General features: G+C 61.7%; 11 protein-coding genes. 6 read left to right on the forward strand and 5 right to left on the reverse strand.

Annotation, left to right across the window (positions count from 1 at the left end):
* Positions 1–8: 8 nt before the first annotated feature.
* The 3 genes from NKJ77_RS01335 to NKJ77_RS01345 all read right to left on the reverse strand — a co-directional run bounded on the left by NKJ77_RS01335 (position 9) and on the right by NKJ77_RS01345 (position 3,420).
* Positions 9–722, reverse strand: a complete 714-nt coding sequence (locus NKJ77_RS01335) for a DUF4760 domain-containing protein (protein WP_023831629.1) — start codon at positions 720–722, stop codon at positions 9–11.
* Complete coding sequence (locus NKJ77_RS01340) at positions 719–1,099, reverse strand: hypothetical protein (RefSeq protein ID WP_245266142.1); 381 nt, start codon at positions 1,097–1,099, stop codon at positions 719–721. The genes NKJ77_RS01335 and NKJ77_RS01340 overlap by 4 nt, the downstream gene beginning before the upstream one ends.
* 101 nt (positions 1,100–1,200) lie before the next feature.
* A complete protein-coding gene (locus NKJ77_RS01345) occupies positions 1,201–3,420 on the reverse strand; it encodes a caspase family protein (protein ID WP_352533992.1) in 2,220 nt (739 codons plus the stop codon).
* Between the two features lie 294 nt (positions 3,421–3,714).
* Between NKJ77_RS01345 and NKJ77_RS01350 the strand changes: the two genes are divergently transcribed.
* Positions 3,715–4,119 (forward strand): Fur family transcriptional regulator, encoded by a 405-nt coding sequence (locus tag NKJ77_RS01350; protein ID WP_023669789.1) that lies wholly within the window; start codon positions 3,715–3,717, stop codon positions 4,117–4,119.
* 203 nt (positions 4,120–4,322) lie between these two features.
* Here NKJ77_RS01350 and polA read toward each other — a convergent pair whose 3' ends face one another.
* Positions 4,323–7,250, reverse strand: a complete 2,928-nt coding sequence (polA, locus tag NKJ77_RS01355; RefSeq protein ID WP_023831632.1) for a DNA polymerase I — start codon at positions 7,248–7,250, stop codon at positions 4,323–4,325.
* Positions 7,251–7,694: 444 nt separating this feature from the next.
* Here polA and NKJ77_RS01360 point away from each other — a divergent pair, with 444 nt between their 5' ends.
* The 4 genes from NKJ77_RS01360 to NKJ77_RS01375 all read left to right on the forward strand — a co-directional run bounded on the left by NKJ77_RS01360 (position 7,695) and on the right by NKJ77_RS01375 (position 10,425).
* Positions 7,695–9,080, forward strand: a complete 1,386-nt coding sequence (locus tag NKJ77_RS01360; protein ID WP_023831633.1) for a M20/M25/M40 family metallo-hydrolase — start codon at positions 7,695–7,697, stop codon at positions 9,078–9,080.
* A gap of 77 nt (positions 9,081–9,157) precedes the next feature.
* Entirely contained in the window at positions 9,158–9,778 is a 621-nt protein-coding gene (locus NKJ77_RS01365; RefSeq protein ID WP_023698188.1) for a ribonuclease D, read from the forward strand.
* A gap of 80 nt (positions 9,779–9,858) precedes the next feature.
* Positions 9,859–10,065, forward strand: a complete 207-nt coding sequence (locus NKJ77_RS01370; protein WP_023683046.1) for a hypothetical protein — start codon at positions 9,859–9,861, stop codon at positions 10,063–10,065.
* 105 nt (positions 10,066–10,170) lie between these two features.
* Positions 10,171–10,425, forward strand: a complete 255-nt coding sequence (locus tag NKJ77_RS01375) for a GlsB/YeaQ/YmgE family stress response membrane protein (protein ID WP_023704219.1) — start codon at positions 10,171–10,173, stop codon at positions 10,423–10,425.
* Between the two features lie 566 nt (positions 10,426–10,991).
* Here the strand turns inward: NKJ77_RS01375 and NKJ77_RS01380 are convergent.
* A complete protein-coding gene (locus NKJ77_RS01380; RefSeq protein ID WP_023814763.1) occupies positions 10,992–11,714 on the reverse strand; it encodes an antitoxin Xre/MbcA/ParS-like domain-containing protein in 723 nt (240 codons plus the stop codon).
* Between the two features lie 323 nt (positions 11,715–12,037).
* Here NKJ77_RS01380 and NKJ77_RS01385 point away from each other — a divergent pair, with 323 nt between their 5' ends.
* Complete coding sequence (locus NKJ77_RS01385) at positions 12,038–13,237, forward strand: porin (RefSeq protein WP_352533995.1); 1,200 nt, start codon at positions 12,038–12,040, stop codon at positions 13,235–13,237.

Raw genomic sequence — 13,237 nt, forward strand, 5'->3', positions numbered from 1 at the left:
TTGCGCCGCTATTTGGAGTCGGCGGGCGGCGGCGACCCGTGACGCACATAATTCTCGATCGCCTGGGCATAATTGGCGGAACCGGCCTTGCGTTCTTTTTCGATGTAGCTGGCAAAATAGCTCCAGAACGACACCGCATAGTCGCGGAAATAGGCATCGGCGACATCGCGCGAACAGAGCTTGCCCTCAACGCAGATGGAGAGACGATTGAGGAAATAGACGATGCGATCAAAATTGTCGTTGAAATCGGCGATCGGCATGGTGCCGCCGCCGGCAGTCATCGCCTCAATGCCAATGCGTTGCCGGAAGACCCGTTCCTCGGTCGGCGACGGCGTGGCGCTGAGCAGATTGTCGTATTTGGCGTTGAGCGACGAGAGGCGCTCCTTGAGCGCGCGCTGCGCCTGCTGAAAATCCTTGCTTTCCCAAAGCTCGACCAGCGACATCGTCTGCTCGACGCGCTTCTGTTCCTGGTTTGCGAGAAACTGGAAGACCGAGAAGGCCAGGGTGAAGATGATCGCCAGGCGCACGGCGAGACCCGACCAGGCGTAGATCAGCATGCGCCAGTCGCGGTCGGTGAAGGGGTTGGCTTCCTTCTTGATCTCGTGACTGCTCGGCCACGGAAAGCCTTCGGTGGTTTCGGGCAAGGTCGCCGGCTTCTTGGCCGGCGGAGGCGCCAATGTGGCCGGCGATTTCTGCGTTGCAGTGCCCCCCGGCTTTTTCATCCGCAGCTGTCCAGTTGGATGGTGGCGGTGGGATCGAGCACGATGCCGGGTGTCTCTAGCTTCTTTTTTAGGCAATCGAGCTGCGTGCGCGAAATCATGAACTGCACGTCCGGTTCGGCAGCCGCCTTGCTGGGTGACGGCAAGGGCTCGACCACGCCGCGCGAGGCGCAGCTGGAGAGATCGACGACAACGGCCCTGTTGCCGGTCTTGGCGATCTGGTCGTACTGGTCGAGAAAGCAGGTGGCGAGCTCGGAGTTGGTGACGATCTGCTTGGCGCACAAGCCGCAATTCTCGTCCGCCGAGGCGCTGGCAACCAGCAACAGGCTGCCGGCAAGGCCGGCTGTCGCTGCACGCCAGGAGAGCACGGGGATAGTCACTGATGTCCTCATCTGTTGCATTCAGCCGCGGCGCATAGAAGTGTCGCGAGCCGGGAATGTTCCTATATCACGCCGACAAGAGCCGGCGAAGCGATGTCAGGTCAGGCGCGGGGCACCGTCTCCATCGGGAAGATCATCACCGCGCCTTTGGGACCGCTCTTGTCGGCAAGCCGCATCACGGAGCGCGTTGCCGGCGCCATGCCGATGTCGGCCAGCATGTCGGAAAAACCAGGCGTTCCCGATGCGGCACGCGTCACGGCGCGCACGCCTTCCTGGGCAAGAAAGCTCAGATCCTCTTTCTCGCTTTGCGGCGGCGCCTCGGTCAGCACGGCAATCATGCGCTCCATGCCGAAGCTGGTGTCGGTGAAGGCGAGCAGCCCTTCCTTCAGGCCCTGATCGGCCTGCTGATTGATCGGGGCCAGCCGCTCGGCGACGATGTGGGTGATCGAATAGTCGCTGCCGATATACAGCACGTTGATGTCGACGAACTCGTCGGACTCGTTCTTTGACGCAATGTGTACCTGATCGCCCGGCGAAACGCGCGGCACCTTTGACGATTCGATCGGCTCCAGCGCATCGCTGTCCTGGCGCTTGATCAGGAACTGGACGCTGACCTCGTCCGGCCGGTAGTCGGACGCCGCGGCGAGCCGCGACAGGCCGGTGGCGCGGAAGATCGTGGTCAGGGTCTTGGCTGTGTTTTCCGCAAGCTTGTCGCGGCCATCCTGATGGATGACGATGCGTGGCGGCTTGCTGCCGTCCTTCAGGCTGATGTCGCCGGACGCCGGCAGGAACCACAGCGCCGGTTCGTCGCTGGCGTTGGCGGCAGCGCCGTCCATGGATTTTTCGCGCAGCACCGCAAGCCGCAGATCGGCGCTCTTGCCGGGCTCGACCAGCGCGATGTGGAAGCCGGACTTCGGCTTCGCCACCAATTCGTCCAGAACCGAATTGACCAGCTCGGTTTCTTTTTCGAGCCCTGCGGTCGGGGCCGGCTTTGCCACCAGCAGCTTGTAGTCGACTGCGAGTTCGGCAACGCGCGCATAGGCGCCGGCGGGCACCGCCGTCGGCGCAAGCGCCGGCTTGCCGTCGAATTCGACCGGTGCGAGCTGGCTTTCGAGGTTTTTTGCCGATTTCACTTCGAGATAGCCGACGGCGTCGGAGAGCTTCGACAGCGCCGAAGGCAAAATGGCGAGCTTGCTGCCGGGGGTCAGACCCTGCAGCAGCCCGGCGCCGATCGCGACATCGCCGTCCTTGACGGCAATCGGCCATTGCATGACGGCGTCGGTCTTGTCGGTGCCGAACACGCGGGCGTCCAGTTCGCCCTCGAACAGGGGCGTCGGCCTTGTGCGGCCGTCGGCCGAATATTGCTGCAGCACGGCCTGGCCGAGCTGGCGATAGGTGACGTTGGGGTTCTCGGCCAATTTCGACAGGATGGTGAAGGTGAACAGGCCGAAGCGCGGCGCGTCGGGCGTGCCCTTGGGCAGCGGCATTTCCGGCGTCGTCTCGACCGTCTGCGCCGCATAGAAGGCGACCAGCTTGCCCCGGGCGATCGGCTCGGCCCCGGTCGGGGTCAGGTTGAAGGCCGGCTTGCGGCCGCCATTCTCGTCGAAACCGCGCGATGCGCTTGCCGAGATGTCGTCATAGGCCTTCACCGCCGCTGCTCCCGCCGCGTCGTCGCCGCCGACGAGGTCGGCGAACTCGACCTTGCGCTCCAGTTCGTCATCGACTTCCGCGGCGCGCGTCGCGGTGCCGGAATGGCAGCAGTCGAACACCACCCAGACAAAGGCGCCCTTGTCGCGGATGGCGTCGAGTGCGGCGCCGACTTCGTTGTCGACCAGCGCGTTCGGCACGCCCTCTTCGCGGTTGATCCATTTGTCGATATCGGAGGGCAGGAAAATCTCGTCGAGGCCGTCGGTCTCGTCGCCGGCCTTGGCCTGCGGCTGCTGGGCGCCGTGGCCGGAGAGGTGCAGATAGACGAAATCGTCGCGTTGCACCTTGCCGGCGAGGTCGGCAAGAGCGGCCTTGATCGCCGCATGCGTCGGCGGGCCGTTGGCGCCTTCGACGTCCTTGGCGAGCAGGATCACGTTCTCGGCCGAGAATTTCACCGGATCGGGCGTGTTCTTCAGGAGATAGTCGCGCACTAGGCCGGCATCGTTCTTCGGCCCGATCAGCCAGTTCTTCTGCGGCAGGTTCGGATAGTCGGTGCAGGCAACCAGCAGCGCGTGATAGGTGCGCGAGGCGGCGAGAGCGCGGAACGAGACAGTACCGGCAGCCACAAGCGCCGACGTGCCGACGAGCAGCGTCCGTCGTGTCAGTTTGATCATAATTGCTTCCCCAAGCCCGATCGAATTTGCAAGTGCGGCACCTTTCGTCGCGAATTTTGTCAGTATTTTGAATGTGGTCGGTGCCGTCAATCGGCGGTGGTGGTCATGGTGTCGATGGCGATAACGGAAACAGTGGCAAAAAGCCGGCTTCATCGCTATCTCAAGAGAATTGAGACCGTCGCATGGCAGAAATGATTTGCGAGCGGCGCTGGATCAAACAGATAGAACATGATGTCGTCCGAGAACCGCTTCACACTTTTCGGCATCATGCTCTAAACGATCGGAAACGGGATCATGGCGGCAAGGGATGTGCTGACGAAGAATCAGCTGAGCGTGCTCGAGAAGCTTGAGGCCGCCAGCGGACCGCTCAGCGCCTATACGCTTCTCGACCAGCTGCGCGAGCGCGGTTTCCGCGCGCCGCTACAGGTTTACCGGGCGCTCGACAGCCTGGTGAAGTCAGGCTTCGTGCACCGGTTGGAAAGCCTCAACTCCTTCGTCGCCTGCGCCGAACCGCACGACCATACGCATTCGATGACGGCCTTCGCTATCTGCGACACATGCGGGCAGGTGATGGAAATGTCGGACCATGACGTCGACCATCGGCTGGACGAATGGGTGCGCTCGACCGGGTTTGCCGCCAAGAAGGCGGTGATCGAGTTTCGGGGGACGTGTGCCAAGTGCCTGGCTGAGGCTGCCTAACTTTTCGACGCTGGCGGGACAGCACCCCCTCTGTCCTGCCGGACATCTTCCCCGCAAGGGGGGAGATTGGCAGTTCAAGCGCTGCGCCCATTGCAGCAACGTCGTAGATTGGCGAAACCGGAAGTGGCGGCTGATCTCCTCCCTTGCGGGGGAGATGCCCGGCAGGGCAGAGGGGGGTGTGAAGGATCGAGGCGTATCCGGCGCTAATGCGCCTCGTCCCAGTTGTTCGCTGCGCGGGCATCGACATGCAGCGGCACCGACATCGAGATGGCCGGCATCGGCGCGTTCTCCATCACCCTGCGCACCACGGGGATCGTCGCCTCGACTTCCGCTTCAACCGTCTCGAAGATCAATTCGTCATGCACCTGTAAGAGCATGCGGGCGGACAGGCCGGCCTTCTCCAGCGCCTCGTCCATATGCACCATGGCGCGACGGATAATGTCGGCGGCGGTGCCTTGCAGCCTGGCGTTGATCGAGGCGCGCTCGTTGAACGCGCGGATCGACGGGTTTGACGACCGGATCTCAGGATAGTGGATGCGGCGGCCGAAGATGGTTTCGACGAAGCCATGTTCGCGCGCATAGGCCTTTGTTGCCTCGATATAGTCGCGGATGCCGGGGAAACGCTCGAAGTACTTCTTGATGTAGGCGCCGGCCTCCTCGCGCGGGATCGACAGCTGGTTGGCGAGCCCAAAGGCCGAGATGCCGTAGATGATGCCGAAATTGATCGCCTTGGCGCGGCGGCGCACTTCGGAAGGCATGCCTTCGACCGGCACGTTGAACATTTCCGAGGCGGTGATGGCGTGGATGTCGGCGCCATCGGCGAAGGCCTGCTTCAACTGCGGGATCTCGGCGACGTGGGCAAGCACGCGCAGTTCGATCTGGCTGTAGTCGGCCGAGACCAGTTTCTGGCCCTTGTCGGCGATGAAGGCCGTCCTGATCTTGCGTCCCTCCGCGGTGCGCACCGGGATGTTCTGCAGATTGGGATCGGAGGAGGACAGCCGGCCCGTCGTCGTTGCGGCCAGCGCATAAGATGTGTGCACGCGCCTGGTGTCGGGATGGATGAAGCCGGGCAGCGCGTCGGTGTAGGTCGATTTCAGCTTGGTCAGCTGACGCCAGTCGACGATCTTGCGCGGCAGTTCGTGGCCTTCGGCGGCGAGATCCTCCAGAAGCTGCGCGGAAGTCGACCATTGCCCGGTCTTGGTCTTGGAGCCGCCGGGCAGGCCCATGCGGCCGAACAGGATGTCGCCCAGCTGCTTTGGCGACCCGATGTTGATGCGCTCGCCGACAAGGCCGTAGATTTCCTCTTCCAGCCGTGCGGCGCCTTGCGCCAGCTCGCCGGAGAGCCGCGACAGGATCTGGCGGTCGACCGAGATGCCGCGCTGCTCCATCCGCGCCAGCACCGGCACCAGCGGCCGCTCCAGCCGCTCATAGACCGAGACGAGGCCCTTGGCGGCAAGTCGGGGCTTCAGCACCTGCCATAGCCGCAGCGCCACGTCGGCATGGCCGGCGGCGTAGGTGGTCGCCCGGTCGATGTCGACCTGGTCGAAGCCGACCGAGCTTCTGCCGGAACCCGCGAGATCCTTGAGCGGCGTCGTGGCATGGCCGAGCCATTTGTCGGCAAGCGAGGACAAAGTGTGGTGGCCGGTGCCGGCGTCGAGCACATAGGAAATCAACATCGTGTCGTCGAAGGGTGCGATATCGATGCCGTGGCGGCTCATGACGACGATGTCGTATTTGGCGTCCTGGGCGATCTTGAGGACCGATTTGTCTTCCAGCAGCGGCTTCAGAAGCGCCAGCGCCTCGCGGACCGGAATCTGGTTCTCCAGCGTACCGCCACCGAGCAGGTCGCCGGCGCCGCTCTTGTGGGCGAGCGGCACATAGGCGGCGCGGCCGGGGCCGATCGCCAGAGAGAAACCGATGAGGTCGGCCAGCATCGGATCGGAAGACGTGGTTTCGGTGTCGAAGGCGACGATGCCGGTCTCCTTGGCCTGGGCCAGCCAGGTCTTGAGCGTCGCCGTGTCGCGGATGGCGACATAGGCGGCGGGATCGATTTTGGCCGCAGCGGCCGTTTCCAGGCGAAGTGCGGCAAGCAGCGAAGGGGCGTCGCCGGCCCTGGCGGTTTCGGTTTTGGCTTCATCCTGTGTTGCCGCAGGCGCCGCTATGCCGGAACCGACATCGGGGCCGTGCGCGGTGTCGGCGCGCTCGACGGTGACGGCGACAGCCTGCACATCGCCGGCTTCGGTGCTGGTCGCTTCAGCAACGCGCCGGGTCAGCGAGGTGAATTCCATGGTCTTGAGGAAGCCGATCAGCTTCGGCCCGTCCGGCGCGTGCAACACGAAATCGTCGAGCCCGTCGGTCACCGGCACGTCGTTCTTCAGCGTCACCAGCTGGCGCGATATGCGCGCCTTGTCGGCATTGGCGATGATGGATTCGCGCCTTTTTTCCTGCTTGATCTCGCTGGCCCTTGCGAGCAACCCGTCAAGGTCGCCGAACTGTTCCAGCAATTGCGCCGCCGTCTTCGGCCCGATGCCGGGTACGCCCGGCACATTGTCGACGGAGTCGCCGGTCAGCGCCTGCAGGTCGATCATCTTTTCCGGCGGCACGCCCCATTTCTCGATGACTTCGGGGATGCCGATCTGGCGGTCCTTCATCGGGTCGTACATGCCGACCGTGGGTCCGACCAGCTGCATCAGATCCTTGTCGGAGGAGATGATAGTGGTGTCGCCGCCGGCCTCGCACGCCAGCCTGGCATAAGTGGCGATGAGGTCGTCGGCCTCGTAGCCTTCGATCTCGATGCAAGGCAGGTTGAAGGCCACGGTTGCCTGGCGGATCAGACCGAATTGCGGGATCAGGTCTTCGGGCGGCGCGTTGCGGTTTGCCTTGTATTCCGGGTAGAGATCGTTGCGGAAGGTTTTCGACGAATAATCGAAAATGACCGCTAAATGCGTCGGCACAATGCCTACATCGGTGTTGCGGGCGTCCTGCATCAGCTTCCACAACATGTTGCAGAAGCCGGAGACCGCGCCGACCGGTAGCCCATCGGATTTGCGGGTTAGCGGCGGCAGCGCATGATAGGCGCGAAAGATGTAACCGGAGCCGTCGATAAGGAAGAGATGATCGCCTTTTTTCATGCCGGCAGGGATAGCGCGGCGGGACGGCGCGGTCCATGGCAAAGGCGGGCTTCCAACAGGTGTTGCGGCGACATCCTGACAGAGCCTGCCTGCCGATAGGCCCTGCTGCTGTTTGCCTCGGCGCTCACGGCGATGTTACAAAAGTGTAATTTTTGTGCCCTTGAAACGCCACGATCCGAGACACAAATAAAGGTCATCGGCAGTTTTCGCCGAGTCCGGAGCAAGGCCCGTCCCCCGCCTATCCCGGACAATTGCGGCAGCCTATCCCCCCTCTCCGGGCTGCCGCATCGTTTCGAGTAAAAGACCGCCGTGGTTCCCCTCCACCACGGCGGTTCTTTTTTGCCTTCTGACAAGTGTTTACGGTCCGTGGTCCAACGATCGCGGGCTTTTCGTTTTGATGCGCTGCCTTTACGGTCCCGGCACCGAAAAGAAAGGCCCGCAGTAATGTCCACCATTTCCTCCGTCCTAGACCGTCTCGACAAAAATCTCGACCATAGCCTGGAGCGCCTGTTCGGCCTGCTTCGCATCAAGTCGATCTCGACCGATTCCGACTATGCCGCCGACTGCCGCAAGGCCGCGGAGTGGCTGGTGGCGGACCTCAAGCTGATCGGCTTCGACGCTTCGGTGCGCGACACGCCGGGACACCCGATGGTGGTTGCGCACCATGAAGGTCCCGCCGGTTCGCCGCATGTGCTGTTTTACGGCCATTACGACGTGCAGCCGGTCGATCCGATCGAGCTTTGGGAGAACGACCCGTTTGCGCCGGCGGTCAAGGAGATCGAGCCCGGTCACAAGGTAATCACCGGCCGTGGCTCGGCCGACGACAAGGGGCAGCTGATGACCTTCGTCGAGGCCTGCCGCGCCTGGAAGCAGGTGCATGGCAATCTGCCCTGCCGCATCACCATCCTGTTCGAGGGCGAGGAGGAGTCCGGTTCGCCGTCGCTCAAGCCGTTCCTCGAGGCCAATGCCGATGAGCTCAAGGCCGATTTCGCTCTGGTCTGCGACACCGGCATGTGGGACCGCGAAACGCCGTCGATCTGCGTTTCGCTGCGCGGAATGGTCGGCGAGGAGGTCACGGTCAAGGCTGCCGATCGCGACCTGCATTCGGGCCTCTATGGCGGCGCCGCCGCCAACCCGATCCGCATCCTGGCGAAAATCCTCGCCGACATCCATGACGAGAACGGCCACATCACCATTCCCGGCTTCTATGACGGGGTCGAGGAAACGCCGTCGCAGATCCTGAAATCATGGGAAACTCTGGGCGAGACCGCCGAAACCTTCCTCGGACCGATCGGCCTCTCGATCCCGTCGGGCGAAAAAGGCCGCTCGGTGATGGAACTGACCTGGGCGCGGCCGGCGGCCGAGTTCAACGGCATCATCGGCGGCTATACCGGCAAGGGGTTCAAGACGGTGATCGCGGCGGAAGCGTCGTCCAAAATCTCCTTCCGCCTCGTCCACAAGCAGGACCCCGAGAAGATCCGCGCCGCTTTCCGGAAATTCGTCAAGGCGCGCATTCCCGGGGACTGTTCGGTCGAATTCCACCCGCATGGCGGCGGGTCGGCAATTCAGCTTTCCTACGACTCGCCATTCCTGGCCAAGGCCAAGACTGCGCTGTCGGATGAATGGCCGAAGCCAGCGGTGACGACGGGCAGCGGCGGCTCGATACCGGTGGTCGGCGACTTCCAGACCTATCTCGGCATGGAATCGCTGCTGGTCGGGTTCGGCCTCGACGACGACCGCATCCACTCGCCCAACGAGAAATACGAGCTGACCTCCTTCCACAAGGGCCAGCGCTCCTGGGCGCGCATTCTCGATGCGCTGACGCGCTGAGGAGGCTGGGAAGTTTTCTTGTTGATTTTTCAGCGGATCGCGGCGAGGACGAGTTACGCCGCGATCCGGAGACAACTATGCCCGACATCCGCTTCCACAAGAACGATCTGCCCGACCTCGCCCACTACAATGTCGACGCGGTGGCCATCGATACCGAGACGCTGGGGTTGAACCCGCACCGCGACCGGCTGTGCGTGGTGCAGATCTCGCCCGGCGATGGCTCGGCCGACGTGATCCAGATCGCGCCCGGCCAGAAGAAAGCGCCGAACCTCGTCAGCCTGCTCCGCAACCGCGGCATATCGAAACTGTTCCACTACGGCCGTTTCGACCTCGCCGTGCTCTACAACGCCTTCGGCGTCATGCCGGAGCCGGTGTTCTGCACCAAGATCGCCTCGCGGCTGACCCGCACTTATACCGACCGGCACGGCTTGAAGGACATCTGCTTCGAACTGCTTGGCGTCGGCCTGTCGAAGGCGCAGCAATCGTCGGACTGGGCGGCCGAGACCCTGTCGCCCGAACAGCTCGAATATGCCGCTTCCGACGTTCTCTATCTGCACCGTCTGCGCGAGGTGCTGGCTGGACGCCTGGCGCGGGACGGGCGCACCAAGGAAGCCGACGCCTGCTTCCGCTTCCTGCCGACGCGTGCCAAGCTCGATTTGATGGGTTGGGACGAAGAGGATATTTTTGCCCACAGCTGATGGCCTTCGGATAACGCTTCCGGCAGCCTTGCAACCAGACACGCGTCGTGGCGTTCTGTCGACTCAATGAGGGGGATGACGTGGCAGACCGCAAACCGATAGCGACCGCCCCGACGGATGGATCCAAGGTCACTGTTCTGTGGAAGGACGGCGCCGGCGTCGTCAGCGAATCCGTCGGGCAATATCGCGACGGCGCCTGGTGGGTCTACACCGACAGCGATACCCAGAAAAAGGTCGACCCGACCAGCTGGCGGCCAGTCTCCAGCGACGATGACGACGATCAATGAGCGCCGCTGGCGGGTGCAACTGCTTTCGCATAGCCTGAAGTCGTTGATATCGAGGCCGATTCGGGGCCTTCCGCTCCGTAGCCTCTCTTCCTGGAGGAACGCGTCATGGGCATCGAAAGCCTTCTCATCTTCATCATAATCGGCGCCATTGCCGGCTGGCTCGCCGGCCTCATCGTCTCGGGCTTCGGCTTCGGCCTCATCGGCAACATCATCGTCGGCATTATCGGCGCCCTGATCGCCGGCTGGCTATTTCCAAGGCTCGGTTTCGCTATCGGCGGCGGCATTCTGGCTGCCATCATCAACGCCACGATCGGCGCCGTCATCCTGCTGGTGCTGGTCAAGGTTCTGAAGCGAGCTTGACGCTCTAAGTTTCATTCAACGCAATTCCTCAGGAGAAAGCCTGTGCTTTCCTGGAATTGCTGCCAAAGGAGCGCGCCGTGAAACAGAACACTCTCTATCTCCTTGTCGGCGCGCTCGTTGTCGTGGTCATCGCGCTCGGTGCATATGTCTATCACGAATAGACCAAGCCCAAGGGCGTCGAACTGAAGATCGACGACAAGGGCATTTCGATCCAGCAGAATTGAAATATTCGGGGTAGCCAGGGCCTCTGCCTTTTGCGGCAGACAGGCCGCGAGGATGCGGCTTTCGGACCCAGTTGGCGGCAGCGGATTTTAGAAATTCTTAAGGAATTTCAGAAGGGTGCATAAACCCTGCTTTAACGCGCCCTTAACACTAAGCCGTTGAATTTGTTTGAAGTCGTTACCGTTGGTTCCGATCGTTCGGGGCGTTGGGGAGAGAAATGCAATGGAAAACTACAATCCAATGGAATCCGCGATGGAGCGCGCTGTGCGAAATGAACTCAAGAACGAGGCGAGCTATTCGCGACCAACCGAGGGGCGGGATTTTCGTGTTGGCACAACCAAAACTTACGTTGAGACTTTGAACGGGATAACTGTAGGGTCATTCGGTGCGAGGTTCCGAGCAGCTGAAACCACCCCTTTTACGTCGCCAGCGTGAAGAACATCGATTGGTCTTTGTTCCTTAAGCAGAACGTTTGGGGATATGAGCCATTCCCATGCTTGACGTGGACTACCAACGACCGAGATTACCTCAGCGATGCCAGGAACGGGCCGTCCATCAGCAAACTGCCTTAAAGGGAATACGGGCTTGCTGCTGCTCCTGGTATTTAGAGCGACGGCTTCATTTCGTTTCTGCCAACGATATAATGTGGAGCGCGGAATTCCGAAGAAACGCTCGATCTCCGTTGGGCCAGCCACCGGGCCGGCCCAATCGTCCGCCAGTTTCAGAGTTGCTGTCTGTTCGGAACGGCTGGCTTTGAGACGAACGAGGCGCCTAGAAACTTGTCCCAAGGCGATCTGTGTCAACTCGGTCGCAAACTCAGTCGCGTAATTCGGAACGTCTTCCTCAATGGTTTTGAAGGCCCTCTGAATAGCGTCTGGCTGACATACTATCTGGGATACGATGATGGCCGCTATCTCAGCCGCAGCCCTCATCGCCGGCAGGCGAATCTTCGGTCCATCCGTTTGGAGCACGCTTTCAATGGCTAGATAGAGGGTCTCCTGCAGGCCTTCGCGGCTTTCAAGCTTTTCCCTGTGCCGCAGTTTGGAAAAACGTCTTCTGGTTGTCATTGCGCTCTCGATTCTGTTGTTAGACAAGGCATCCCACCGCCATACAAAGATCATAAAAGCGGGCCGAGCAACGCCAATTCGTTACCAAATTGTTGCTCGCAGGGCGAAAACGTGACGTTTCTGCAACACGCGCCGCGGATAGCGGTAAGAGGCGTCCTTCGAATTGACGATCTGGGTTGATCATCAAAACCTCATGGATAATGTTGACTTCGAAGGAGCGGCGCGGTGCGCACTTTTTCGGTAGTGGGGATGGGGCAGGGAACGCTGTCCTTCAGCAAAGAATACCCAGACCCGTTTTTTAACTTTTGACTGGAGGTCAGAAAATGAACATTAAGAGCCTTCTTCTCGGCTCCGCTGCGGCCCTGATCGCAGTTTCCGGTGCGCGCGCCGCCGACGCCGTCGTCGTCGCCGAGCCGGAACCGGCTGAATACGTCAAGATTTGCGACGTTTACGGCTCGGGCTACTTCTACATCCCCGGCACCGAAACCTGCCTGCGCATCGGCGGCTATGTCCGTTACGACATCGGCGTGGGTGATGTCGGTTCGTTCGACGGTGCGACGTCCGCTGACGTTGAGGACGGCGGCAGCAATGACACCTACTTCAAGAAGGCCCGCTTCTCGCTGAAGACCTGGACCGGCCAGGAAACCGAGCTCGGCACCTTGAAGACCTACACCGAGACCCGCTTCAACTTCCAGAACAACAACCGTGATGCGGGCGCGCTTGGTGACGTAAATCCTGCCGGCAACACCGGTGCTTCGCTGAACTTCGCCTGGATCCAGCTTGGTGGTCTGCGCGTCGGTAAGGACGAATCGGCGTTCAACACGTTCATCGGCTACGCCGGCAACGTCATCCAGGATACGCTCGTTCCCTACGGTGATTTCGACACCAACGTCATCCAGTACTACTTCGACGCAGGCAACGGCTTCTCGGCCGTGATCTCGCTCGAAGAAGGTTCGGGCGGCGGCACGGTAGATCTTGCCGGCAACGGCGTCTACGGCGTGGGCACTATCGACAGCTACGTTCCGCATGTCGTCGGCGGTCTGAAGTACACGCAGGGCTGGGGCGCCATCACCGGCGTGCTCGCTTATGACAGCAACTATGAAGAAGTCTCCGGCAAGGTTCGTTTGGACATCACCCCGATGCAGAACCTGTCGCTCTTCATCATGGGCGGCTACGGCACCGACGACAACCTGACGGATACGGGCTACGCGTTCCCGGCCGGCGGCCGCGGCTTCTATAAGCCGTGGGATGGCAACTGGGCAGTCTGGGGTGGTGGCACCTACACCATCAACGAGAAGACCTCGTTCAACGCTCAGGTTTCGTATGACGAAGGTGAAAACCTCGGCATCGCAGCCAACATCGCCTACGACGTCGTTCCCGGGTTCACGATCACTGCCGAAGTTGACTACGTCAATGCAGGCAGCATCGGTGAAGACGGTGGCACCCTGAACCACAACTGGACCGGTATCACTGATGGCGACGACGCCATCGGCGGCATGCTCCGCTTCCAGCGCTCGTTCTGA

Origin of the sequence: Mesorhizobium sp. M0052 (assembly GCF_040323255.1) — a bacterium.
In the GTDB taxonomy this organism is placed as follows: domain Bacteria; phylum Pseudomonadota; class Alphaproteobacteria; order Rhizobiales; family Rhizobiaceae; genus Mesorhizobium.

Coding starts and splice junctions, on each gene's coding strand:
- NKJ77_RS01360 (WP_023831633.1), top strand. CDS start 7,695: ATGTCCACCATTTCCTCCGTCCTAGACCGTCTCGACAAAAATCTCGAC.
- NKJ77_RS01345 (WP_352533992.1), bottom strand. CDS start 3,420: ATGATCAAACTGACACGACGGACGCTGCTCGTCGGCACGTCGGCGCTT.
- NKJ77_RS01385 (WP_352533995.1), top strand. CDS start 12,038: ATGAACATTAAGAGCCTTCTTCTCGGCTCCGCTGCGGCCCTGATCGCA.
- NKJ77_RS01350 (WP_023669789.1), top strand. CDS start 3,715: ATGGCGGCAAGGGATGTGCTGACGAAGAATCAGCTGAGCGTGCTCGAG.
- NKJ77_RS01375 (WP_023704219.1), top strand. CDS start 10,171: ATGGGCATCGAAAGCCTTCTCATCTTCATCATAATCGGCGCCATTGCC.
- NKJ77_RS01335 (WP_023831629.1), bottom strand. CDS start 722: ATGAAAAAGCCGGGGGGCACTGCAACGCAGAAATCGCCGGCCACATTG.
- NKJ77_RS01365 (WP_023698188.1), top strand. CDS start 9,158: ATGCCCGACATCCGCTTCCACAAGAACGATCTGCCCGACCTCGCCCAC.
- polA (WP_023831632.1), bottom strand. CDS start 7,250: ATGAAAAAAGGCGATCATCTCTTCCTTATCGACGGCTCCGGTTACATC.
- NKJ77_RS01380 (WP_023814763.1), bottom strand. CDS start 11,714: ATGACAACCAGAAGACGTTTTTCCAAACTGCGGCACAGGGAAAAGCTT.